This is a genomic window from Micromonospora sp. NBC_01699, assembly GCF_036250065.1.
In the GTDB taxonomy this organism is placed as follows: domain Bacteria; phylum Actinomycetota; class Actinomycetes; order Mycobacteriales; family Micromonosporaceae; genus Micromonospora_G.
On the sequence record NZ_CP109199.1, the window covers coordinates 5,506,463 to 5,531,853 of the forward strand.

Below are 25,391 nucleotides of genomic sequence, written 5' to 3' on the forward strand. Positions count from 1 at the left end.
CGCGTTCACAGCGCGCGGGACCGCTGCCCGTCCCAGGGCGGGCCTGCCGCGATGTCGGGAAATCAACGCCGCGCCGGCGCACTCCCCGCTTCCCATGGCGCCGTGCCTGCGGTCGCCGATCAACGTCTTCGGCAATCCTCGCCGCCACGAGTGAGATCCGCCCTTGCTCCACACACCGGTGCCGGGCCCACGTCTCGGCGTAAGGCATTGGCAGAGCGCCACTTCGGCCTCGGCCAGAGCGGCACCGGTCGCGGCTTCCGAGCCTGCAACGGCCGGCCACGCACATCGATGCTGATGCCGAATCGCTCCCATCGGCGAAGGCGGGCAGGTCCATGAACCGCGCGAGGCTGCGCGCACTGCCGCAACAACTGCTTGCGGACCGGGCAGCGGGTCGCACGCCCGCCGCGTTCGCCGTCAAGGCGGGATCAGCCCGGACGGCGCCGAGTGCCGGACGGCGCCGAGTGGACGCGTCGAATCGACCACGAGACCGCCAAGATCCGGGCCGCGCTGTCCGGGGCGCAAGCGTCCGGGACACCACCGCCCTGCGGCGGATCGGTGCCGGAATGACGCGAGCGACACGTACCCGGGCGTGTCGGCTGACGGACCGACGCACGCTCCGGTGGTTGAACCGGCTGCCTCCCGCGTCTGTTCGCCGCCCCGCTGAGGATGGATGTCCTCGACCTGGTGCTGTCTCGGGCTGAGGACCGCCGGCTGCCGCCAGCGGCGGGACTGGGTGAGGGGCGGGTAGCTCTGTTTGGCCCTCGGATACCGGCGGCGAAGTCCGGGGGCTTGACCCCCGAAGGGTGGGCGTGCCTGCCGGGATGGTGATTCAGACCATGGCGAGCCTGTCCACCAGCAGCTTCACCCTCGGCTCGGTGTCCGCCGGCGGCAGCCGTCCCGTCCGGGTCAGGGTCGCCAGGCCGTGCAGGGACGCCCAGAACACCTCGGTGAACAGCCCCGGGTCGACGCCGTCCCCGGCGACCTCGCCCAGGCTCTCCAGCAGTGCGGCGAAAGCGTCCTTGAGGGGTTCGGGGGTGTCCTCCTGCGCGTACGCGAGACCACCGTCGAGCTCGAAGATGGCGTCGTAGACCGCCGGGTTGCGCGCGGCGAAGTCAAGATAGGCGCGCGCGAGGGCGGCGACCCGCTCGCGCGGTCTGCCCGCGGCGGCGGTCGCGGCCCGCACCGCCGTGGCCATCTCGGTGGCGCCCTGGAGGGCGACGGCACCGATGATCTCGCGCTTGCCGCGGAAGTGGCTGTAGAGGACGGGCTGGCTGTATTCGATGCACTCGGCAAGCCGGCGGGTGGTGACCGCGTCCCAGCCCTGCTGCTCGGCGAGTTCACGGGCCGTCGCCACGATGAGGCGCTCGCGTTCCGCCCGTTCGCGTTCCTTGCGTTCCTGTACCGACATGATCGGATCCTAGCATCGCTAGACAATCAAGCAACGGCAATGCTAGCGTCGCCCCTTCATCTAGCAACGCTAGATTACGGGAGGGTCAACATGCTCAACGCACTCGAGGTCGTCACCACCGTGGTCGTCGGCGTGATGGTGGGGGTGGAGTTCTCCGTCGCCTTCGTCATCAACCCGATCCTCAACGCCCTCCCTGAGGACGCCGGCCAACTCGGCCGCGCCCATGGGGGCCGGATGCTCGGCGCCGTGATGCCGGTCTGGTACATCACCTCACTCGTCCTCGTCGCGGTCTGGGCGATCGCCGGATGGCACCACCACGGCGCCGGCCTCGTCGTCACCGCCGGCGCACTGCTGATCCTCAGCGTTATCATGTCGATCCTGCTGCTCGTCCCGATCAACAACCGGGGCAAGACGTGGACCCCTGAGAACCGGCCCGCCGACTGGAAGCAGCAGATGAACCGCTGGGACCGCTTTCACTACGTCCGCGTCGCCGTCATCATCGCCGCCTTCGCCCTGCTGGTCGCCGCCCTCACCTGAGCCCGCGGACTCGCCCGCCGCGGGCTCGCCCGCCCCGGTCGTCGGCCGCAACCGCTCGGCCGTACGCCCGAAGTGCGGCACCGCCACCTCCATCTGCAACCAGGACCCAGCTCGTCGAACAACCCGGCCCACCGCTGAACGTCTACTCTGTAGGCGACGGCCACCGCCGCATCTTGGTTGGTCCACACAACCGCTGAGACTCGACGGTGGCTGCTTGCCGCCCACGGACAAAACCACACCGTCACCGTGGGCCACAACGGATCTCCGCTGCAAAACTAGAAGACCAGCCGCCCGCACAGCTTCCCGAGCCACGGCCCGTGCCGAATCGGTTGCGGACGAGATGCAAATAGATACTCCCTTGGCCCAGCTTTTTCGGCCGCCTGCACAGGCTTGTGGCCTACTTCTTCTATGCCTGTGCCGCGACGGCCGCGCCGGCCTTGGCCAATCCGCCAGCGCCACGCGGGATGTACCGTGCCATGCCGCGGTTTGCAGGCCCAAAGCGCTGAAACGCTCGCCGCACCGGCTCGGCCTGCCTCAGCTTTCCGTTGTCGTCCGGCCGGATGGCGATGACGACAGCGGTCGGCGGTGCCGGAAGACGCGTCCTCTCGTCGGGTGGGCCACAGGACGGTACGCCCTTGTGCCCCTTCCTGCTCGGCAACTCGATACCGCAGCCCATCAACGGCGTCCGTCACCAATCCGGTGAGCTGAGCAGGATGAGCGAAATCGCAGATTGGCAGGCGCGGGTTTGCGGGCCAGGTCGCCCGGGTGGCCGGGCGAGGTCGACGCTCGGCATCCACTATGGCTGATTGCGCGCTCGCCACGACGTTCCTGGCTGTTCGGGCTTGTTCGAATCTATTCGGGCACCGAGCCCTGCCGGTCTGCCTGACTCGGCGGATGCGGCGATCGCAGGTTGCGCTAAATGTTCGGAACTATCTCGCACAGCCCAACGTCTGGTGCCGGTTCGATGGATCCGATTACCTCAGGATGTGGAACGGATACGCCGCGCCGCCTGTTGCACTTACCCGACTCTTTGGTTCGTCCCGTACAGTCGCCGCCGTTTTGATGGATGCGAGATGCAGGCAGCGCACGGTGTCAAATCGGAGAGGGTGTTGCAGTGACCGTTGTCATTTGGGCGACGCCTCTGGCGCCCCGCCAGAACGGACGGGGCACCAGAGGTGCTGACAGTTTCGTCAGCAGGAACCACACGAGTTGCAGAAGCCGTTCCGATAGACACCGTCGCAGTACTGCGACCAGCACATCTTCCAGGAGGATCCGCACTGCTGGCAGTACTGGTAGGTGGTGCAGGCCGCAGCGGATGCGGCGGCTGCCGTGGCCTGCGGGATGAATGCCGAAAGCATCCGGTCCGCCAGGTGTTCGATCCTGTTCATGTGATCTCCTTCTAGACGGGAGTGGCAAGACGCCATGAAAACCATCCCGCGTTGGCCAATGTCACTGGCCGATCTCGGACCAACTCGGACGGACCATGAACTTGGGGCCGCCCATATCCCGACGGAAAGAGAAGTGCGTTTGCCTGATCCTGGGCAGGCGGGCACCCTGGATGACCTGGTCGCCGCTCTGCGACTGCTCAAGGCCTGGTCGCACGACACGTCGTACGCAGTGATCACTCGTATCGTGAACGATCGCTGGCGGAGGGCGGGCAGGCCCCTCAGCGAGCTGACGAGGAAGAGCACGGTTGCCGGCTATTTCGCGTTCGGGCGCAGCCGGTTGGACGAGGAACTGTTGGTCGCGATCGTTCTGGCGCTGCGCACCGATGATGAGTACGCCGAACGCTGGCGGCACGCGCTCCGCGCGATCCGTGCTCAGGTGACGGCGTCGGCGTCGGCGTTCATCGACGCTCGATGCGACCTGCCCTCCGCCCCGGAGGGTTTCATCGGGCGTCACGCCGAACTGCGGCGTCTCGCCAATCTGAGCGGCGCTGGCGGTACGGTCCTGATCCAGGGCATGCCGGGTGTCGGCAAGACCTGGTTGGCCATGCACGCGGCGCATCGTCTGCTGAGCAGTAGTGCCGATGAGTTCATTCAATTGGTGGCTGACCTGCGGGGGTTTGCCGCCGAAGCACCTCCGGCCTGCCCGTCGGCTGTGCTGGGCAGGTTCCTGCGACATCTCGGCCTGCGGCGCGAACAGATCCCGCGCGACCTTGCCGCTCGGGCCGAGGTCTACCGGGCGCTGCTCCGCGACGTCCGCGTCCTGGTTGTCCTCGACAACGCCGCCGACGAGAAGACCGTCGCGCCACTGATACCAGACAGCCCGCACCAGAACGTCGTGATCACAAGTCGGGTCCGGCTGACCGGCCTTCGCGATGCCGCCCACATTCACCTGACCGCACTCGATCCCGCCGAATCCCTCGACCTGCTGCGCTGTGTCGTTGGCGGCACGCGGATCGACGCCGAGACAGCCGCTGCGGGGCGGATCGCCGCTCGGGTCGGGCAGCATCCCCTGGCGTTGTCGATCGTCGGCAGGCACCTGCGGCAGCACCCGGACTGGTCGGTGGGCGACTACGCCCGGCCGGTCACGCTGGCGCTAGCGGGCGGCGTCCGCTCGGCCCTCGCGGTGTCCTGCCGTGGCCTGCCAGCCGGGACCCGACGCGTGCTGCGCCTGCTGGCCCTGCATCCAGCTCAGGACGTCGGCTACCACGCGGTCGCTGCCCTCCTGGACACGGACCTCACGACCACCCGCGGGCACCTGCGCGTACTGGTGGACGCGCACCTGGTACGGCAGCCGAGCGCTGGCCGGTACGTCCTTCACGAACTGGTACGGGGCTATGCCGTGGAACTCCTCGGGCTGGAGGAACGCGCCAGCCAAGTCCGGGCGGCGATGACCAGGTTGTTCGACTACTACCGCCGGACCGCCGCCGTTGCGGTGTCCCGTCTCGGCCGCGACGGCGAGGAGGGACACCCGTCACGGCGCCAGGCCAACCTGCCTCGGGTGCCAGACGCTGCCGACGACCCATGGCGCTGGATGGCAGATGAGCACGCCAACCTGCTGCTCATGACGGCCCTTGCCGCCGACCGCGGCCGGCCGGGACTCGCCCGTGATCTGGCCACCGCCCTGTGGCGGTACCAGTGCGCGATAGGTGCCGTCCGCCCGCGTCCGAGATCGTCCGAGGTGGCTCACCACCCCGCAAGGGCTGCCCACAGTGGGCTGGAGGAGTTTTTACGAGAAGAAGATGTCCCCGAGGAGACGGCATGAACGCTCTGCCATTCGCAGTTTCCCTGATCGGCGCACTGTGCCTACTCAACCTGCTACTGACCTTCGGAGTGATCCGGCGGCTGCGGCAGGGCACCGGGTCGCTTCCGGCGCCGGGCAACGCCATGCAGGGTCCCCCGATGGCCACGGTCGGCACCATCGTCCGGGGCACCGCATCCGACTGGGACGGTGAGACGGTGGTCGGCTTTTTCACCCCCGGCTGTGGCCCGTGCGAGCAGCAGCTTCCCGCGTTCATCGAGTACGCCCGCACACGAGAGCAGGTACTGGCCGTGGTCTTCGATCCGGCCAACGAATCCGCCAAGCTGGTTCGTGAGTTGGGGCAGGTCGCCCGGGTGGTCGTCGAGGATGTCCCCGATGGTGCCTATCAGAAGGTCTTCCAGGTCAAGGGCTACCCCGGCTACTGCGTCGTGCGCGACGGCACCATCGTCTCGGTCGCGGGCCGCGCTGGGGACCTCGATGACCAGGCGGCGCGGATCGCAGCATGATCCGAACCCTCAGGTACGTCGCCGCCCTGGTATGGCAGGCGGCCCCGCTGGCGGCCTGCGCGTACCTCATGCTGGCGTTTGTGGCCGGGCTCACCCCGGTGATAGTCGCATGGCTGACGAAGCTGGCCATCGACGAGCTGGTCTCCGGCGCGTCGATGCGCGTGCTGCTCGGCCTGGCGGCCGGGCTCGTCGCGACCGGCACGACCGCCGCGCTGATCCCGCCGTGGAACGACTACCTGCGCGTGAGCCTCGGACGGTCGGTCGGTGCGCACAGTCTCGCCCGACTCTTCACTGCGGTGAATCGTTTCGCCGGCCTGGCCCGATTCGAGAATCCGGCGTTCCAGGATCGGCTGCGGCTGGCGCAGCAGGCCACGGGAATGTCGTCTCAGCTGGTCGACGACGCCCAGCAAGTGGTGCGGGGCCTGCTCATCGTCGCCGGCTTCGTCGGGTCGCTGATCGTCCTCAGCCCGCTGATGGTCGTCATCGTGCTGCTCGCCGTGATACCGACGCTCGTGGCCGAAGTGGCGCTGGCCCGCCAACGCGCCGATCTCACCTGGCGGATCGGCCCGGCCGAGCGGCGCGAAGCCTTCTACGCGCAATTGCTCGGCGGCGTCCAGGCGGCGAAGGAAATCCGGCTGTTCGGGTTCGGCGGGTGGCTACGCGACCGCATGCTCGCCGAGCGCCGCTCAGTCGACCAGGCGAAGCGGGTCCTGGATCGGCGGGATGCCCGGACCCAGAGTGTCCTATCCGGCGCGGCGGCGCTTGTCGCCGGTGGCGGCCTGGTCTGGGCCCTGTTGGCGGCCCGCTCCGGCAACCTCACCGTCGGTGACCTGTCGATGTTCGTCGCGGCAGTGGCCGGAGTGCAGGCCGGGCTGTCCGGGATGGTCAACCAGTACGCCGGTGTTCACCACCAGATGCTCCTCTTTACCCACTACCTCGACGTGGTCGACGCGCCGCCCGATCTCCCCGAACCAGAGCCGGCCCGGGAGGTATCCGCGCTGCGCGACGGCATCGAGCTGCGCGACGTGTGGTTCCGGTACAGCGACGACCATCCCTGGGTGTTGCGCGGTGTCAACCTCCGCATCCCACACGGAAAGGCGGTGGCGCTGGTCGGACTCAACGGTGCGGGGAAGAGCACACTGGTGAAACTGCTCTGCCGGTTCTACGATCCGACCGCCGGGGCCATCTACTGGGACGGCATCGACATCAAGAGCTTCCGCCCCGCCGATCTGCGGGCCCGGCTCGGGGCCGTCTTTCAGGACTACGTCAACTACGACCTGACCGCACGCGAAAACATCGCAGTCGGCGATCTGACCGCCCTCGCTGACGAGGCGCGCCTAGCTGGTGCGGCTCGGCTCGCCGGTATCCACGACGTTCTGGAAAGCCTGCCGCGCGGGTACGACACGCTGCTGACCCGGATGTTCTTCAGCCAGGCAGACAGGGCTGATCCGGAGACCGGCGTACTCCTGTCCGGTGGACAGTGGCAGCGGCTCGCCCTCGCGCGGGCGTTTCTCCGCGACCGGCGGGATCTACTCATTCTGGACGAGCCCAGTGCCGGGTTGGACGCAGAGGCCGAGTACGAACTGCACGGCCGCATCAGACAACACCGGGACGACCGCACCAGCCTGCTCATCTCGCACCGGCTTGCCGCCGTCCGTGACGCCGACCTGATCGTGGTACTGGCCGACGGCGTGATCGCGGAACACGGCGACCACACGGCGCTGATCGGACGCGGCGAACTCTATGCACGCCTGTTCACCTTGCAGGCCTCGGGTTACCGGGAGGAGGCGGCGGCATGATCCTGGCACTACTCGGTGTGGCCGTCCTGGCCAGCGGACTCGGCTGGCTACGGCTTGGCTGGCTCGTGGTCACCGTCACCGGGCAGAGCATGCGGCCGACGATGCAACCCGGCGACCGCATCCTGGTCAGGCGGACCTCCACAGGTCGAATTCGGGCCGGACAGATTGTGGTGCTCGATGCCAATCCCGGTTGGATCATCAAGCGGGTGGCGGCAGCGCCGGGCGACCGGGTACTGCCCGGTCTTGCCCCCGACGCTGAGGACCGGGTACCACCGGGACGACTGCTGCTGCTCGGCGACAACCGCAGCAGGAGCAGCGACTCGCGGCAGCACGGCTACTACGACGGCACACACCTGGTCGGCGTGGCCGTCCGGTCCCTGACGAGGAGGAAGACATGACGTACCTGGCCATCGGTTGCCGGGTCCTGATCGGCGTGGTGTTCGCCGTCGCGGTGGCCGGCAAGCTATGGAAACCAACCGCGTTCGCCGGCTTCGTCTCGTCGGTACGGGCGATGGGTGTACTGCCACCAGCTCTGGCCCGCCCGGCGGCTACCGCAGTGGTGGCTGCCGAGCTCACGATCGTGCTCGCCGTGGTCGGCCCGGCCCGCGGGGCGGGCATACTCGGGTTCGGGTTAGCCGCGGCGCTGCTGATCGCGCTCACCGCCGGCATCGCGATGTCGCTGGCCCGAGGCAGCCGCGCACCCTGCCGGTGCTTCGGCCGCTCCGAGACACCATTGGGCGTCCGTCACGTCGGCCGCAACATCGCGCTGGTCGCCGTAGCCTTTGTCGGGCTACTCGCCTCGCTGTCCAGCACGCCTGTCGAGCTGGGATTCGCTGTGACGGTTGCGGTGGCCGGTGCTGTGGTGGGCAGTCTGGTCGTCATGCTCGACGACATCATCACACTGCTGTAGGCCATATCTGCGGCGCGGTACACGACGCGCACCGGTCGATCGCAATGGTTCGACGTAGAGACGGAATGGAAGATCCGGTCAACGCGTGTCGGCGATCATCTCACGGGGTTAGCCGCGAGTTAACAATGCATGATCGTAAGCCGGACACGGGCAAACAGCCCGGCGAGTCCATGTTGGTGGCGCAGACCGTAGCCGACACTCCACGCACGACTTCTTGGCGCGGCAACACCAACCAACGCGCGGGTCCGGTAGGGGTGACGGGGCAGTCGACCTGCGCCGACTGCCCCGGACGGTCACTCGCCGTCGATCTCGACGTCGATGCCGACGTCCTCCAGTACGTCCTCAAGCTCGTCGAGGTCTTCCTGGATTTCCTCTACGAGGTCGTCGAACATCCTGTTGACCTGCCTTCCGGGGACGTGAGCGTACCTCGCAGGCGCGAAGCAGGCATAACGTACTATTTACGCAAAGCGCCGTCAACCAGTCTCTCGTACACCTGGCTTGCAGGTGTTCCCGCCGAAAATGGGCGAGCTGGTGACCACGTTCCCCGGAGCTGCGCACCATTGTGCACGATGTCGCTGTTCGGCCGGATCGGCGAATTGAAGGCGCACATAATGACGCCGCGGTCGTTACTGGCGAAGGAGTGGGCGTACGCAGCGTCCCGAGCGCATCCGGAGACCCTGGACGGTCTCGGTGACCTCGGCGCGACTCCGCTCGCCCGAAGGTGCGACCGGTGCGCCTCAATGTGACCTAGGTCACATTCCTCTCGCTTGTCCGGCTACCGTTCGGCCGTCCGCAGTGGTTCCGAACCGGCCGGACCTGCCGACTCCCACAGATCCCGCCCTTGTCGTTGCGTCGGACTCGACCCCGGTACGCCCGCCACCGCCGCCGGCGGACTCCTGTCCTGTCGGTCACTACTGTTAGCGTCGCTACATCGTTGATCGAGGACGATTTATCATGAAATCTGGCTGATTCTCCACTACGGAGGGTATTCCTGATGGGCTGGCTGCCGGTGGGGGACTCATACGAGATCTCCCTTGTGGACGGAAGGGTGGCGGCTCGGTCCATCGGCCTGCGCGCCACCGGCCGCCCACTGAAGACCCTGCCGAAGGCGTTGCGCGACGACCCCGAGGTGGACCGGTTACGCCAGCTCGCCCAGTGGCTGGACCGGCACGCCGCCGAATGCCTGGCCCGGATCGACGCCTGGGTGGTGTCCTCGCTGCCGGTGCCGACCGGGCTGCTGGCCCGGGTCTGGCCGGACCCGGGCTGGCAGGACGCGCTGCGCGACCTCGTGGTGCTCGGCGACGACCCGGCCGAGCCGGGCTTCCTGCGAGAGGTCACCGACACCGGTGACCTGCGCGTGGTCAACCTCGACGGGGAAACCGTCCGGCTCTCGCCGACCATCGCCACGCTGCCCCATCCGGTGCGCCTGCCCGATCTGACCGACCTGCGCGAGTTCGCCGACGAACTGGACATCAGCCAGCGGATCGAGCAACTGCACCGGGGCATCTGGAGCAAACCCGGCGACCTGAAGGACCGCGACACCACGATCACCGACTTCTGCGGCATCACGGTCCCCAACCGGCTGGCCGCCCGCGCCGCCACGCTCGGCTTCCGGGTCGCCGGCTCACAGGTCACGTGCCGGATCTGGGAGACCGGCCGTACGGTCCAGGCCGCCATCTGGTTCGACGAGGACTACTGGGACTCCGAGGCGACGCTGGGCTCCCTCTCCTGGTCGGTGCTTGACGGCCCGACGCTGCGGTTGACCGACGTCGGGCCGGTCGCGTGGTCGGAAGGAATGCGGATGGCGACGGCCCTGTCCGGTGCCCTGACCAAAACGGAGAAGAAGGCGTGACCGGGATGACGACCGGGTCGGGCGAGCAAACGACTGAGAGCCTGCTGGCCGTCGGCGCGGTACTGCCGACCGACACCGCCGGGGCCGGCGACCGGGCGGTGCCGCTCACCGCCCGTACCTACCGGCACCCGGCCCTCGGCGACCGACTGGTGGTCCGCGTGGTCGACGCCGTACTGGGAGAGGGCGAGGACATCGCCGTCGGGTTCCTGGGTCTGGCAACGGCCGCCGCTCCGACCGTCGTCGGGCTGGGCCAGCGCCGCTCGCTGGCGTTTCCGGAGTGGGTGCTGGTGCACCACCCGGCGGACGGCCGGCACGCGCTGGCGGTGGTGCCGGAGTTGCAGAAACTGGCCAAACAGGCACGGTCGCGGCCGAAGGCCGCCCTGGATGGGCACCAGGTCATCGCCGACCGGTTCGGCCGTACGCTGCCGCACTTCCTGCCGACCTTCTACGAGCAGGCGGCGCGGCTGTTCCTCGCCGCCGGGCAGGACACGTACGCGACGCAGTTGTTGAACAAGGCGCGCAAGGCGGAGGCTCAACACGGCCTGCCGGTCGACCTGGATCGACTGGACGAGGTGTACGTGGAGTTCGCGTCGGCCAAGGTGGTCTCCGCGACCGGGTTGGCCGGCTACGCGAAGGAGCTCTCCGCGCAGTTGCCGGCCGGCGAGGCGCTGGACCGGTTCTGCCGGCTGGCACTGCGGGCCGCCGCCGCCGGCGTGGTTCCGTCCGTGCAGTCGGCCAACGCGGTGAAGCGGCTCGTCCGGGCCGCTGGTAAGGCCGGCGCCATCGCTGATGGTGAGGCAGCGTACCTGACCGAGCTGCTCCGGCTGCCGGTGTCCGCCGAGGCGCCGGCCGGCTGGTGGAAGGCACACCTGCCGGCGGTGGAGGCGCTGGCCGGCCGCGACCCCGCGATCCGGGGCAGCCTGCTCGACCTGATGCCCACCGACCGGGACGACCTGGTCACCTGGCTGGTCCTGTTGTCCGACACCGGTGCGCTCACCGGACTGTCCGACCCGGAGGTGCCGGATACGGCCCGGCCACGGGACGGGTCCGTCGGCTGGCTACGCCGCTTCGTGAGCCGAGCCGGCTCCGGCCACCACCGTCGCCGACTGCCGGAGCTGTACCCGCTCGTCGAGCGGATGGCCGGCCGACTGCGGGCCGAACTGGCCGACATCGGTGAAACCCTCGCCGTCGACGGCGACCTGGACCTGTGTGACCTGCTGCTCACCCTCGACGTACCGGTGGCTCCGCCGAAGCGGGACTCCGTGGACCTGGCGCACTGGGTCAAGACCGAGGGGGAGCGGGATCTGCTCGCCGTGGCCGGCGACGACCGGTTCGTCAGCGCCTTGCGCCGGGGCCTCGACCAGCTCGACGGCCAGCCACACGCCCTGCGCCGGATGGCCGAGACGCCGGGCATCCGGCCGTTGCTGACCGACTGGCTGCGGGCCCGGATCCGCCACCGCTTCGCCACCGGACTGCCGTACCTGCCAGAGTCGGTGGACTGGCTGGGCAGGCTCCCGGTCGAGGCGGTGCACCTGGTCTCCGACGACCTGCGCCTGTCCGGTGACCCCGGTAGGGACGGCGACCTCGGCCAGGCCCTCGGCGTTGACCTCGCCGAGCACGTCGCCCGCAGCCTGCGTGGCGGGATCATCGACGAGTTGGGCTGGCCGGAGTGGGAGCTGGCCTGGCAGGAGGTTACCGGCGGCGACCACCGGGTCGAGTGGACCTGGCAGGAAGCCTGGCCGTACGTGATCCTCGGCGGGCCGACCACCGTACGCGTGCTTGGCGCGGAGGGCATCGTGCTCCGCCACGACCTGCGCATTCCGGCCGGCGACATGTGGGGCCAGCCCGACTATCACTACGTCGACGGCCAACTCCTGGTCTACTGGCGCTCCGAGGCCCTCGGGTACGACCCACGCGGCTACTGGCACTCCTCGCCCGACGAGCCACAGCCGATCCACGACGGCCAGCGGCACGCGAACGAGATCACCCTGCCGCTGCCCGGTGGCGGGCGAACCACCGGCCACGGTGTCCTGCACGTCGGTGACACCGTGATCCCGTCACAGCGGCGGATCATCACCGACGGCATTTCCCACTGGGTCCACGTCCGCGACGCCGACGCCAACGACAACGACGTAGACGACGACCACGACTGCGGCGTAGGCGACGAACAGGGCCACAGCACGGGCGACCACGGCCACGGCGCGGGCGACGGCGACCACGGCTGGCGCGAGTACGACCCCGCCAGCAACACCCAAGGCCGGCGCGGCATGCCCCGGTTCCTGGCCGACCTCCCGCTCGACGGGAGCCGTCTTCGGACAGCGGACAGTTGGCTGCGCCCAGCCCTGTCCGACCGGGTCACCCCGGCTGCCGTCCCGGTGGACGGTCTACTCGGCTGGCGGGTGGTCACCCTGCCGGACGGCTCGGTACGCGGCGAGGACCTGGCCGGTCGTACCGTCACCGTGGCCCCGGGCCAGGAGCCGGTCGCGGCGCTGGTGCTGCCCGGCGACGACCGACCACGGGCCGTCCTCAAGGGTTTCGTCCTGGTCGATCCGGACGGGGTGGTGTCGGCCACGGCCGGGCCGCCGTCCAGCCGGGCCTACACCGCCAGCGCCGTTCCGCTGCCGGAGCAGAGGTTCCTCGGCAACATGCTGCCTCGGGACCCGGCCGGCTCTGCCGCCCTGCGCCGAGTGGACCGGGACACCGCAGCCGCGCTGCTCAAGGTCGCCCTCGACGAACGTCGTGCCGCCCTGGCCGAAGCGGCCGCCAGGGAGGCGACCCGCTCCGGGCCGACCAGCGCCCCGCGCACCACCATCGGCCGTCCCGCCGCCGTCCCGGCGTCCATGGTCGGCGCACCGGCCGGCGGCCCGGGACCAGCCACCACCGGCACCACCACCGGCACCACCACCGGCACCACCACCGGTGCGGACGACGAGGACGCGCTGGTCGAGCTGGTCCGATCGACGTTGAGGGCGGTCAGCCATGACGCGGTGCTGGCCGGGGTGGTCGGCGTGCTGCGGCTCGCCGCACGGGTTCGCACCGAGCTGGACACGGTGACCGAGCGGCTCACCACGTCGTTGTCCGCACCGAAGGCAGTGCCGGCGGTCGCCGTGACCGGCCCCACCGACGAGCAGCTCGATACGGTGCTGGACGGACTGCGTGGCTCGACCTACGGAACGAGCGGCTCGGCTCACGTCTTCACCCAGTTCCAGGCGTTCGCCACCCAGCGGGGCGCCACCACCGGAAGCGGGCCCGCCGTCCGGCTGCACGTCGACGGACCCGCACTGCCGGGCGCCCTGGACTGGTCGCCCCTGCTCGACGGCGTCGCAGCCGTCGCCTACCGGGCCATCGCGGCGGTCACCCCGGACGAACACCGGGAGACGCTGCGTGCCCTGCTCACCGAGTTCGACCGGCTCGGCCTGAGCGGGGCGGACGAACCGCTTCGGTGGCGCCGGTTCACGCTGCACCTACTGGACGACGACCTGACCGGATCCGACGGGACGCGCCGGCACCCCGGGCCGGGTGTGCTGCCGGTGTCCGACGGGGTGTTCATCGCCGTTCTCAAGGCCAGGGGTACGCCCACCGGCTACGCCCTCGACGCGCTGTACCACGATCCGGCCGGTGCTTTCGCCGTGCCCGAGCCGTACACGGTGCAGTCCTCGGCATCGGTCGGTAACGGCCGCCCGGTGGGCTGGCTGGCCGGTTTCCTCGGCGAGTGGGTCGCGCGCGGGCCGCTGTGCTGGCGGCCGGAAGCAGCCGAGTCGTTCGCCGAGCTGACCGGTGTCACCCCCACCGCGGCGAAGCTGGTGCTGGCCGGCCTGCCGTACGTGGACTCGGCGAACACCGTGCCGATCGAGCTGCGCAGGGCGCTCGGGATCAAGCAGGCCGGCGAGGTCAAACTGGCCTTCGGCATGCTGAACGAGGCCAGGCCGGAACTCCGGCGGGCCGTGGTCTCGGCGCTGCTGCCGGACGACCCGGCCCGACTGTGGACCGCCGGCCCGGACGTGGCCGCCGCCGCGGCGGTCTGGAACGCCGCCCTGGGACGTCGGGCGGTGGTGCCCGAACAGCTGCTCGCCGAGGCGGTCCGCGCGCTCCGCACCGGCTGGGGACCCGCGAAGGCGTTGCCAGCGCTACTCGACCCGGCCCGCTCGGTCGAGCTGAGCACCGACCTGACCTTCGCGATCAGCGGCGACCGGGCCAAGCAGGTCGACGACCGGGCGGTGGGCTTCACCGGTGAGGTGCTGCGCTCCACGATCGCCCTGGCCGCCTGGGTCGCTCACCACACACCGGCCGGTGACCCGTGCCGGGCCGCGCTGCCGGCCGCGCTTGCCGCGGTACGGGACCGCCTGGCAAACCGCGACCTGCTGCTCGACCTCGACCAGTACATTGACCTGCCCGAGTTCCGCCAGGTGGCGGGCACCCCGTCGGAGACCGGCCCCGGCTGGGAACGGTACGGCGCCATCGTCCTGGCCACCTACGACAGTCAACCGTCCCCGGCACTGCGGCCGGACCTGCTCGACGCCGACGGGACGGACCCGTACCTGCCCGCGCTGCGGGGGGACGCGGCCAAGCCGTACCCGATGGAGGTCGCGCTGGGTCTGGTCCGCGACCCGCGGTTCGCGGCGCTGCTGGGCGATCCCGGCGGTGACGCGCGGGCGGAGGCCGGGACGTGGTGGCCGCAGGATCCGACCCGATCGGTCCCCGACCTGGTCGCCGAGGTGGCCGGGGAACACCGCCTGGGCATCGACGCGGCGGCGGTGTACCTGATGCTGCTGGCCATGCCGGACCCGACCGACCGCAACACGGCGAGGTGGACCGGTTGGAAGCCGGCTCGGCTGAAGGCGGCTCACGCCGAGTTGGCCGGTACCGACCTGGTCATCGCGGCCAGCCGGTCCCGGGCCGGCCGGTCGCTGTTCCTGCCCGGTCGGTGGCTGGAGCGGCGCGGCGGGCAGGCGCCGATCGAGGGCTGGAAGGTCCCCCTGTTCGACCTCGCACCCGACGGTACGGCCGGGCTCGGCGTAACCGTGCCGTTCGAACCGGTCGCCGGGCTGTACCTGCGAGCCTGGCAACGCGTCCGCGACGGCGACCGGCCCCGGTTCGACAACCTGCCCAGCCGCGGCACCCGCCGCTGACGCCGATCCGCAGGGCGGTGCATCCGCGACGGCCACCCCGGGCGTCGCGGCAGGTCCCACCGCTCCCGCCCCAGCCGCCCCATCCGAACCACAGAGAGATCGAGGAATCCCGTGACCGTGACGGAACACGCCCGCCCCACCGCGGTGCCGGAGACCGCCGCCCAGGTCCTTTCCGCCGAACAGCGGTACGCCGATCAGCTGGCCTTCCTGGCCGCGTACGACGGCGGGGCCCGGCCACCGGGCTGGGCGCTGACCCCGCGCGCCGTGGTCACCTTCGTCCAGGGCAGCGACGGCGAGGCACTGAAGCTGCCCGCCGACCGGCGTACCGGTCCGGACGGCACCGAACTGCCGGCCAGCATGACCATCCCGGCGAAGTTCGTCGGTGAGCGGAGCCTGGTCGAGCGGTGTGTGGTCACCCTCGCCGGTGAGCGGGGGTTGCTGCTGGTCGGCGAGCCCGGTACAGCCAAGTCGATGCTGTCCGAGCTGCTGGCCGCCGCGGTCTGCGGCACCAGCGCGCTGACCGTGCAGGGCACCGCCGGCACCACCGAGGACGCCTTCCGGTACGGCTGGAACTACGCCCTGCTGCTCGCCCAGGGTCCGACCCCGCAGGCGTTGGTCGACTCGCCGGTGCTGTCCGCGATGCGCACCGGCCGGGTGGTCCGGATCGAGGAGGTCACCCGCTGCCTGCCCGAGGTCCAGGACGCGTTGGTGTCCATCCTGTCCGACCGCCGGATGAACGTCCCGGAGCTGGTCGGCACCGAGGGCGGCCTGATCCGCGCGACGCCCGGGTTCACCGTGATCGCCACCGCGAACCTGCGGGACCGGGGCGTGTCGGAGATGTCCTCGGCACTCAAGCGCCGGTTCAACTTCGAGACCATCCACCCGATCTCCGACGCGGACACCGAGACCGACCTGGTCCGCCGGCAGGCCGTCGCCGCCGTGCAGCGGGCCGGCGCGGCGTACACGGTGGACGACGCGGTGCTGGACGCTCTGGTCACCGTCTTCCGCGACCTGCGTTCCGGCCGGACGGGCGAGAGCTGGGACGTGGAACGGCCCGGCACGGTGATGTCGACCGCCGAGGCCGTGCAGGTGGCGGTGTCGCTCGGACTGGCAGCGGCGTACCTGCCCGGCGGGGACGCGCTCGATCTGGTACCGGGGCACCTGCTCGGCGTCGTCCGCAAGGACGACGAGAACGACCACGCCCGGCTACTCGGCTACTGGGACGGCCCGGTGCGCCGCCGCGCCGAGGACGGCTCGGCGATGTGGCGCCGGCTCTGGGACCTGCGGGCGAGCCTGCGGTGACGACCCTTTCCCACACGTCGATCGGTGCGGCTGCCCCGGCCGCCGCCCCGCCGACAGTCGATCCGACCCCGGCTGACCCACGAGCCGTGGTCGACATGCTCACCGGTTCGGTCCGGCCGTACCTGATCGGGGTGCGGCATCACAGCCCGGCCCTCGCGGCGATGGTTCCGGCACTGCTTGACGCCGCCGGGGCCGAGGTGCTCTGTATCGAACTGCCGGCCGACTTCCAGCGCTGGCTGCCGTACCTGTCCGACCCCGCCGCCCGGGCTCCGCTGGCCCTCGTCGGCAGCCACGGCGCGGACGGCCGGATCGGCTTCTACCCGTTCGCCGACTTCTCGCCGGAACTGGCCGCGATCCGCTGGGCCCGGCAGCGCGGTGTCGAGGTGGTCTGCTGCGACCTGCCGCTGGCCGACCCCGGCTGGACCGCCACCGACCCGGCGAGCGACACCGAGCCCACCGCCGGGCCCGAGCCGACCGTCAGTTGCGATCCCGCCCCGACCGTCAGTGGCGATCCCGTCCCGACCGTCGGTGGCGATCCCGCCCCGGAGGCTGGTGAGCCGGTGTCCGGCCCGCGCCGGTCCGGCTACGCGGCCGCGCTGAGCGCCAGCAGCACCGGCCGGGACGGCGACGACCTGTGGGACCGGGTGGTCGAGGTACGTGCCCCGGGCTGCTCGCCCGAAGCGGTCCGCCGGGCGGCCCTCGGCGTCGGCTGGGCGATGCGTACCGACAGCGCCAGCGGGGACGGTGTGCCGGCTCGGGACTTGGCGCGCGAGCGGCACATGCGTCGAGTGCTGGCCGAGGCCGGCTCCACCGGTCGGCGGGTCGCCGCCGTCATCGGCGCCTTCCACGCCCCGGCCCTGCTCGCTGCGTCGACCGACGTCGACGCCTCCGACGGCTCGTCGCGGGCCGTCGGCACGGTCGGCGGCGCCACTCCCAAGCACCCCGTGGGTGACGACGGCAATCGGACGCCCGGCCCGCTCGGCGGCGATCCGGCGCCGGGCGGCGCCGGCCCTGCCGCGATCCCGTCGACCGCCGATGTCACCACCGCGTCCACTCAGAACGTCGCCGACCCGTCCGATCGGGTCCGGTCCGTGACGACCCAGCCCCGACCGGTCACCACCGACGGCGACGATGGCACGACGATCACCTCGTTGGTGCCGTACGCGTTCGACCTGCTCGACTCCCGTTCCGGCTACCCGGCCGGGATCCGCGACCCGCGCTGGCAGCAGTCCGTCCTCACCGCCGCGGGCGAACCGGAACGGATCCGGGCCGCCGCCGCCCGAGCGGTCACCGACCTGTGCCGGGAACTCCGCTCGGCCGGCCATCCCGCCGGTACCGGCGAGGCCGCAGAGACGGTACGGCTGGCCGACGACCTGGCCCGGCTGCGGGACCTGCCCGCCCCCGGCCGTGGCGAGGTGCTTGAGGCGGTGACCACCGTGCTCGGCCAGGGTGAACTGCTCGGCCGTGGTCGAGCGCTGGCCGCGGCACTGGAGACCGTGCTGGTCGGTGCCGAGCGGGGCCGCATCGCCCCCGGTACGCCCCGGTCCGGGCTCGGCCCCGCGGTCGAGGCGGAACTCACCGCGCTGCGGCTGCCCGACCCGGACAACCCGAAGGCCCGCGAGTTCCGGTTGGACCCGCTGCGCACCGAACTGGACGGGCGGCGGGAGATCCTGCTGCAACGCCTCCAGCTCTGCGGTGTCGGCTACGGCGAGCCGACCGCGGTGTCCGGCAGTGGTGACGGCGCGGCCCTGACCACCCGTTGGCAACTGGCCTGGACGCCATCCGTGGCAGCCCGGCTGGACCTGGTCGGCGTACGCGGGGTGACCGCGACGCTGGCGGCGGCCGGCACCCTGCGGGAGCGGTTCCGTCGGGAGGCCGCTGACGGTGGCCCCACCGCCGCGCAACTGCTCACCGGGCTCCGCGACGCCGCCCGGTGCGACCTGCCCGAGCTGGTCACCGACCGGCTCGAACTGGCCGCCACGGTGCTGCCGGACAGCGGCACACTGCCCGAGCTGCTGGCCGCACTGGACCTGCTGGAGGCGCTGCGCCGGGAACACCTGCCCGGCACCACCTCCGCCGGCCGGGCCCGGGCGGCCGAGCTGGCCGTCGTGCTGCTGGACGCGGCGGTCCGTGGGCTGCCCGGTCTGGCCGGCAGCGATGCCACGACCGACGCCGCCGCGCTGGTCGACCTCGCGGTCCGGGCCGGCGAGGATCGGATCGGTCTGCGCCTGGACGAGACTCTCGGTTATCTGACCCGGACCGGTTCGTCCCTGATCCAGGGCGCCGCCCTGGCCGCCCGGGTGTTGCTGGACCTGACCGATCTGGACACCCTGGGCACCCGGATGGCCGGGTGGGTCGACTCAGCGACCGGACCGGACACCCGACGGCACCTGCGCGGGCTGCTCGGTGGTCTGCTCACCGCGGCGCACCCGCTGCTACAGTCCGCCCCGGCCGCGCTGGACCCGCTGCTGGAGCGGATCGAGCGGCTTCCCGACAGCGAGTTCCTGGACCGGCTGCCGGCACTGCGTGGCGGATTCGACGTGCTCACCCCGGCAGCCCGGGATCGGCTGCTGCGCACCGTTTCCGACCGGCTGGCCGATCGGCTCGACCTGACCCTGCCCGCCGCGCCCGAACTGCTGGCCCGCTGGGCGGCTGCGGACGAGGTCGGCCGGTCCGCCCTGGTCGCCCGCAACATCCCGATTCCGGGCCCGCCGACCGGCTCCGCCGAGGCTCCCGTCGGCACCGGGGCCACCGCCGACGCCGGGGCCGACGCCGGGTCGGACACACCGGCCCCTCGGCTCACCCCGACGGACCGGTGGCGGCTGCTGCTCGGCCGTCAGTCCGACCGGTTGTCGGCCGACGCCCGCCGCTACGCCCGCGCCCTCGACGAGCTGTACGGGGCGGGCCGGGGCGAGGGCGTCATCGACCTCGGCCCGGCGGCCGGCGGTGGCCAGGAAGCCTCCTTCCCGACCGCGCGCGAGTGGGCCGACGAACTAGAGGCGCTGTTCGGCACTGCGGTACGCGAGGAGGTGATCGCCCGGGCAGCCGAGAGCGGCCGTACCGACGTGCTCACCGAACTCGACCCGGCCGCGGTACGCCCCTCGATGGAGCTGCTGACCTCGGTGCTGTCACTGGCCGGCGGCCTGCCCAAGGGGCACCTGGCCAAGCTAAGGCCACTGGTCCGGCGACTGGTCGAGGAGCTGACCAAGCAGCTGGCCACCCAGATGCGTCCGGCGTTGACCGGGTTGACCAACCCGCGTCCGTCCCGCCGTCCCGGCGGCCGGATCAACCTCGCCCGTACGTTGCGGGCGAACCTGGCGCACACCCAGCGGCTCGGCGACGGCCGGACGGTGGTGGTGCCGGAACACCCGATCTTCAACACCCGGGTCCGCAGGGAGGCCGACTGGCGGCTGGTGCTGGTGGTCGACGTGTCCGGCTCGATGGAGGCGTCCGTGGTGTGGTCGGCGTTGACCGCCGCCGTACTGGCCGGGGTGCCGACCCTGTCCACCCACTTCCTCGCCTTCTCCACCGTGGTGGTCGACCTGACCGACCGGGTCGACGACCCGCTGTCGCTGCTGCTGGAGGTGCGCGTCGGCGGCGGTACGCACATCGCCGCCGGCCTGGCCGCCGCCCGTGCACTGGTGACCACGCCAAGCCGCACCATCGTCGCGGTGGTCAGCGACTTCGAGGAGGGCTATCCGCTGGCCGGGCTGCTCGGCGAGGTTCGCACGTTGGCCGGTTCCGGCGTACACCTGCTCGGCTGCGCCGCGCTGAACGACCGGGGAGTGCCCTGCTACTCGGTTCCGGTCGCCGAGCAGCTCGTCGCGGCCGGGATGCCGGTCGCCGCTCTCAGCCCGCTCGAACTCGCCCGCTGGGTGGGCGACCGCGTACGCGGAGGATCACGTTGACGAATCGCACGCCCATCGTCGTAGACGCCGACCGGTTGCCACCGGTGCTGCCGAGTGTCGCCGCCGCAGCGGTGGCTGCCCTGCCATCCCGGCTGCACAAGCGGCTGGACGCCACCGTCGAACGGCTGGCCGGTGTACCGGCCGACCCGGTCGATGGCGGCGTGTCGATCGCCTGCGGCGCCGAGGCCCTGGTCACCCTGACACCCGGACCGACCGGCGCGGTCACCGACCCGGACCAGGCGCGGTGCAGCTGTCTGCTGGCACCCCGCTGCCTGCACCGGACCGCAGTCCTGGTCGCCTGTCCGGTCGCCGACCCGGCCGCCCACCCCGAGCCGGCGTCCGGCACCGCCGCATCGTCCACCTCGGGCGGCACCGGCGCGGCCACCGGACGTACCGGCAGGCCCGGACGTACCGGAGGATCGGCTGACGCGGACGGGGCCTCCGTCGGCCGTACCGGTCGAAGCGCGGCGCAGACGAAGGCGCAACGGGCCGCCGCCGGCGCGCTGTGGCGGGCCGGCAGCGCGGTGCTCGCGGCCGGCGCGCCGGCCGCCGGTGCGGTGCCGCAGGCCGAACTGCTGCGGGCCGCGCACAGCGCCCGGCTGGCCGGGCTACCGCGAGCCGAAAGCGCGGCGCTGCGCGCGGTACGCGGCCTGCGCGCCCACCGGGAACGACAAGCCGGCCACCGACTGGCCGAGCTGGTCGAGGTGCTGCACGACCTGCTGTACGTGGCCGGCCGACTGGCCGCCGGCGACCCTGATCCAGCGCTCGTCGGCATCCTCCGGCGGGCCTACCAGCCGGACGGCACGCTGGAGGTATACGGCGTCTGTCGGGAACCGGTGATCAGCGCGACCGGATACGCCGGAGTGGTCACCCATCTGATCGCGGCCGACGGGCGCCAGCTCTCCTTCGGCGACGTGAAGCCGGGCGGCCCGGACCGGGCGCGAGACTGCGCCGGGGCGGTCACCGAAATGGGTGCGGTCGCGGTCAACCACGCGGTGCTGGCCCGCGGCGGCCTGCGGATCACCGGCACCACCGTCTCCCCCGACGGCCGGCTCGGTGCCGGCAAGGGGGTCCGGGCCACCCCACTGAGCGGGATCGACTGGTCCAGCAGGCCGCTGGCGGAGCTGTTCGCCCGCCCGCTCGCCGAGGTGGCGACCGCCCAGTTCGCCGTGGATGACCCGGAGGATCCGACCCGGGCCGGGACCGCGCTGGTCGGCTGCGACCTGATGGTGGTTGGTGCCGTCGGCGACCAGGTGCTAGCCCGCGAGTTGGCCACCGGCGGCGATGCCGGACCGGACCGTGCACCTGTGCCGGATGGGCCGGTGATCCGGCTGGTGCCGGTCAACTCCCATCCCGTGCTCGCCCACGTGGCCAACCTACGACGGCTCGCCTCCTGGCCGGGCCTGCGGATCCGGGTGGTCGGCCGGCTGGACCCGGCCCGGCCCGGCACGTTGCACCCGCTCGCGGTCGGCCCGGTGCCCGGCGCCGTCGCGACGTTGCGGCTGCCGCCGGACTGGCACGGCCGGGCGGACCTCGGCTACGACCAGCTCCAGGGCGGCCACCTGCCGCCGCGTGACCTGGCCGCGATGACCGAACCGGTCCTCGCTCCCGGCGTCGACGCGGTTGCGGAGTCCCCGCTGTGGCGGGTCCGCCGGCTGGTGGAACTGGCCGTCTCCGGCGGTCGGCGTGCCGTCGGAGAGGCGGCCCGCAGCGAGGGCGCCGAGCTGGCCGGTCCGCTGCGCCGGGCCGGCTTCACCACCGCCGCCACGGTGGCCGCAGCGCTTGCCCACGAGTCCGACCGGCGTGGCCGGGACGTGTTCGGCCGCCTAGCCGATCCCGAGCCGGACCGGTACGCGTGGGCCTGGCTCGCCGCGACCGCCCACCTCGCCGCCACCGAGCGGGAGCTGATCCGGTCCTCCTGGACCGAGTCACCCGTCGGCTGACCTGTTTCGAATTCGGGAGCGATCAATCTCTGGAACAGCTCGGTAGCGGGCCGGACGGTCGCGAACGTGACCAGACCGGCCGTGCCCCGGCGCCCGTTCGAACCTGGGCGGGCGCCGGGGCGGTACCTGCCTTTGTCACTGCCGTCGAGACCGTCCCGGTCGGTGAGTTGATGCGCCAGGACTGGGAGACGGAACCGGTGCAGTCCCACAGGTACAGCTGGACACCGTTGCGCGAGCTGGGTCCGGCCTCCAGGCACCGGCCGGACTGCGGGTTGAGCAGCCGTTTGGCTGCGCCCGCCAGATCTGGTTGCCGGGGCCGCTGCATCCCCACAGGTGTACGAGGCTGCCGTTCGCCGCACCGCGAATGTTGGCGAGACCAGGCGCACGCGGTACGCCGACGGTACGGAAAAGGAACGCGGCACTGATCTGCTCGCCCCATGCGAGTACGCAGAACACCCGGAGCACCTGGGCACGGGCGGAAGGCGATCGTCATCATCGCCGCCCTCGCCATGGCACTGCCACTGGCCGCGTCGTCGATCGCCGGAGCCCGGTCCGGCTCGACGTCGACCGGCCCGGCGTCGACCCGCACGCCGTCGTACGACCCGGCCCCTGCCGGACCCGTCACGGCCGAGGAGAGGCGGATTCTGGACCGCGCCGAATCACTCCTCACCCGGGACTGCGTGACCCGCGCGGGATTCCAGATGTGGCTGGTCCCGTCGCCACCGGCAGATGAGCTGCGCTCCTTCCCGTACATCGTCGACGACGTCGCGTGGGCGCGGAAACACGGCTTCGGCTCGGACCTGGTGGAGGCCGTTGACGCCCGCCGGCTCACCGACCCCAACCAGCGCTACGTCAGCGGCCTGTCCCCCGAGCGCAGGGAGGCGGTCCTCGCCGCGCTCAACGGCGCCCGGCCGGAGGGCCTGGAGGCGCGCCTCCCCTCCGGCGGCGTGATGCGGCGCAGCGCCGAGGGATGCACCTCCGAGGCGCAGCGTCGGCTCTACGGCGACCTGACCGAGTGGTACCGGTCGAGCAAGGTTGTGGCCGACCTGTCGTACCTGCGGCAGCGGCGGGTGCTCGCCGATCCCGCCTGGACGGCCGCGCTGCGGCCGTGGGCGCGGTGCCTGCGGCAGCAGGGGTACGCCGCTGACTCCCCCGAGCGGCTGCGGGAGAGCGTCGCCACCCGCGGGCGGGCGGACGAGATCGCCGCAGCGGTCGCCGAGGCGCGGTGCGCCCAGGGTGGCCTCGCCGCGACGGCACGGGCGCTGGACGCCCGCCACGGCGACGAGCTGACGGCGACGTACCACAAGGACGTGGCCGCCAGGAACCGGCTGGAGCACGGGGCGCTCCCCCGGGCCCGGGCCGTGGTCGCCGCCGAGCACGAATGAACGCCGAGGCGATGGTCGCCCGGCGAGAAGGAGGACGAGATGAGACATATCCACCTGGTCATGGCGGGGGGCGCGATGCTCGCCACGCTGCTGGCCGGCGCACCGGCGGCCGCATCCCCGGCCCAACCCGGGCTGTCCGGGTCAGCCAGCCAGGCCGCACCCTCCGACCGCGACGGCCGGGCCGAACGGGTCGATCTGCCCCGGAGAATCCCACAGGACGGCGCGCGGGCGGCGGCAGCGGCCGACGGCTACTTCTACGCCTACGAGCACGCCTACTGGGGGGGCCGCTGGTGCGCGTGGGCGGGCAACGCGAGTAACTGGATCAACCCGGGCGGCGCCGGCACGACCGGCCAGTGGGACTGCGGCGGCGACTACGGCTTCGACAACATCGCCACGTCGGTCTGGAATAACGGAGTCCCCCACAGCTACGACTCGGTACGCATGCACACCGGGACGTTCTTGAGCGGTGGCAGCATGTGCCTCTCTCGCGGCGACTCCTGGGCCGACTTCACCCTCGGCTGGCAGGTGTTCAACGACGGCACCGCCGCCGACAATCAGATCAGCTCGCACTACTGGGGCGTCTCCTGCATATAACGGCCAGCCGGGCGGGGGCCATCCAGCCCCCGCCCGGCACCACCACGTGTTCAGCAGGGAACATCCCCGGACAGCAGGGCACGGTGCAGGTCGCGTAGCTCACGCCCCGGCTCGATGGCGAGCTGCGCCGACAGCTCCGCGCGCCAGTCCCGGTACACACCCAGGCCATCGGCGGTACGGCCGCTGCCGTGCAGGGCCACCATCAGCTGGCCGCGCAGCCGCTCCCGGAACGGGTGACGGCGCACCAACGTGACCAGTTCGCCGATCACCTGCGGGAAGTGAGCCAGGTCCAACTGCGCGGCCATCCGCTCCTCGATGGCGGCGAGGCGCGCCTCCTCCAGTTGCGGCGCTTCCGCGTCGATCAGCTCGTCGGTGCCGTCAGCCAGCGCCGGCCCACGCCACCGCCGGAGACTCGCGGCCAGCACGGTCGACGCCTCGGCGGGTCGTCCCGCGTCGCGGAGCACGGCGGCTCGCCGCACCTCGTCGAGGAACCGGTCGAGGTCCAGCTCACCCGACTCCAACCGCACCGCGTAACCGTCCCGCCAGGACCGGATCCGGTCGGCGCCGAGCGCCGCGCGCAGTTCGGAGACCCGCTTGCGCAGTTGGGTACGCGCGGTCGCGGGCGGCTGCTCCGCCCAGAGCAGGCGTACCAACCGATGCACCGACACCATCCGCCCGCGTGCGAGCAGCAGCGCGGCCAGTACCGAGCGCTGCTGCGGGCCGGCCAGGCGTACTGGCTGACCGGCCCGGACGGCCTCGATCGGCCCCAGGATGCGGAAGTCCATCTGCGTCACCTGCTCCTCCTCGTCGCCGAGAGAACCGTCGCAGCGGGCGTCGCCAAAGCGCTGTCATCGCGCTGTCACGGACCCACCCCTGGGCGGTCACCCGCGTCTTAATGCCGCAGCTCCATG

The 25,391-nt window shown here is 71.7% G+C and carries 16 protein-coding genes; 13 read left to right on the plus strand and 3 right to left on the minus strand.

The genetic code is table 11. The features are described from left to right. Nucleotides 1-829: 829 nt before the first annotated feature. Nucleotides 830-1,408, minus strand: coding sequence for a TetR/AcrR family transcriptional regulator (locus tag OG792_RS22205; protein WP_329101858.1), 579 nt, complete (start codon nt 1,406-1,408; stop codon nt 830-832). Between the two features lie 90 nt (nt 1,409-1,498). On the opposite strand from OG792_RS22205, the gene OG792_RS22210 reads away from it, so the two are divergent. Beyond that, nucleotides 1,499-1,945 carry a DUF1772 domain-containing protein gene (locus OG792_RS22210; protein ID WP_329101861.1) on the plus strand — a complete coding sequence of 149 codons (447 nt, stop codon included), beginning with the start codon at nt 1,499-1,501 and terminating at the stop codon, nt 1,943-1,945. Nucleotides 1,946-3,135: 1,190 nt separating this feature from the next. On the opposite strand, the gene OG792_RS22215 is transcribed toward OG792_RS22210, so the two are convergent. Further along, entirely contained in the window at nt 3,136-3,333 is a 198-nt protein-coding gene (locus OG792_RS22215; protein WP_329101863.1) for a hypothetical protein, read from the minus strand. A 133-nt stretch (nt 3,334-3,466) separates the two neighbouring features. On the opposite strand from OG792_RS22215, the gene OG792_RS22220 reads away from it, so the two are divergent. The 12 genes from OG792_RS22220 to OG792_RS22275 all read left to right on the plus strand — a co-directional run bounded on the left by OG792_RS22220 (nt 3,467) and on the right by OG792_RS22275 (nt 24,480). Then, entirely contained in the window at nt 3,467-5,155 is a 1,689-nt protein-coding gene (locus OG792_RS22220) for an NB-ARC domain-containing protein (RefSeq protein WP_329101865.1), read from the plus strand. Continuing rightward, nucleotides 5,152-5,658, plus strand: a complete 507-nt coding sequence (locus OG792_RS22225; RefSeq protein WP_329101867.1) for a TlpA family protein disulfide reductase — start codon at nt 5,152-5,154, stop codon at nt 5,656-5,658. The genes OG792_RS22220 and OG792_RS22225 overlap by 4 nt, the downstream gene beginning before the upstream one ends. Further along, nucleotides 5,655-7,457, plus strand: a complete 1,803-nt coding sequence (locus OG792_RS22230; protein ID WP_329101869.1) for an ABC transporter ATP-binding protein — start codon at nt 5,655-5,657, stop codon at nt 7,455-7,457. The genes OG792_RS22225 and OG792_RS22230 overlap by 4 nt, the downstream gene beginning before the upstream one ends. Then, a complete protein-coding gene (locus OG792_RS22235; protein WP_329101871.1) occupies nt 7,454-7,855 on the plus strand; it encodes a S26 family signal peptidase in 402 nt (133 codons plus the stop codon). Before OG792_RS22230 ends, OG792_RS22235 begins: the two co-directional genes overlap by 4 nt. Beyond that, nucleotides 7,852-8,367: a MauE/DoxX family redox-associated membrane protein gene (locus OG792_RS22240; RefSeq protein ID WP_329101873.1), complete on the plus strand. Its 516-nt coding sequence runs from the start codon at nt 7,852-7,854 to the stop codon at nt 8,365-8,367. Before OG792_RS22235 ends, OG792_RS22240 begins: the two co-directional genes overlap by 4 nt. Nucleotides 8,368-9,415: 1,048 nt before the next feature. Beyond that, on the plus strand, nt 9,416-10,219 hold the full coding sequence (locus OG792_RS22245) for a DUF4132 domain-containing protein (protein ID WP_329101875.1): 804 nt from the start codon (nt 9,416-9,418) through the stop codon (nt 10,217-10,219). Beyond that, entirely contained in the window at nt 10,216-15,348 is a 5,133-nt protein-coding gene (locus OG792_RS22250) for a hypothetical protein (protein ID WP_329101877.1), read from the plus strand. Before OG792_RS22245 ends, OG792_RS22250 begins: the two co-directional genes overlap by 4 nt. A gap of 111 nt (nt 15,349-15,459) precedes the next feature. After that, nucleotides 15,460-16,650, plus strand: a complete 1,191-nt coding sequence (locus OG792_RS22255) for an ATP-binding protein (protein ID WP_329101879.1) — start codon at nt 15,460-15,462, stop codon at nt 16,648-16,650. Next, a complete protein-coding gene (locus tag OG792_RS22260; protein ID WP_329101882.1) occupies nt 16,647-20,558 on the plus strand; it encodes a DUF5682 family protein in 3,912 nt (1,303 codons plus the stop codon). Before OG792_RS22255 ends, OG792_RS22260 begins: the two co-directional genes overlap by 4 nt. Next, complete coding sequence (locus OG792_RS22265; RefSeq protein ID WP_329101884.1) at nt 20,555-22,501, plus strand: hypothetical protein; 1,947 nt, start codon at nt 20,555-20,557, stop codon at nt 22,499-22,501. Before OG792_RS22260 ends, OG792_RS22265 begins: the two co-directional genes overlap by 4 nt. A 437-nt stretch (nt 22,502-22,938) precedes the next feature. Beyond that, on the plus strand, nt 22,939-23,886 hold the full coding sequence (locus tag OG792_RS22270; RefSeq protein WP_329101886.1) for a hypothetical protein: 948 nt from the start codon (nt 22,939-22,941) through the stop codon (nt 23,884-23,886). A 39-nt stretch (nt 23,887-23,925) separates the two neighbouring features. Then, nucleotides 23,926-24,480 (plus strand): hypothetical protein, encoded by a 555-nt coding sequence (locus OG792_RS22275; protein ID WP_329101888.1) that lies wholly within the window; start codon nt 23,926-23,928, stop codon nt 24,478-24,480. Nucleotides 24,481-24,530: 50 nt separating this feature from the next. Here the strand turns inward: OG792_RS22275 and OG792_RS22280 are convergent, their stop codons facing one another. Beyond that, a complete protein-coding gene (locus tag OG792_RS22280) occupies nt 24,531-25,265 on the minus strand; it encodes an AfsR/SARP family transcriptional regulator (RefSeq protein WP_329111364.1) in 735 nt (244 codons plus the stop codon). Between the last annotated feature and the right edge of the window lie 126 nt (nt 25,266-25,391).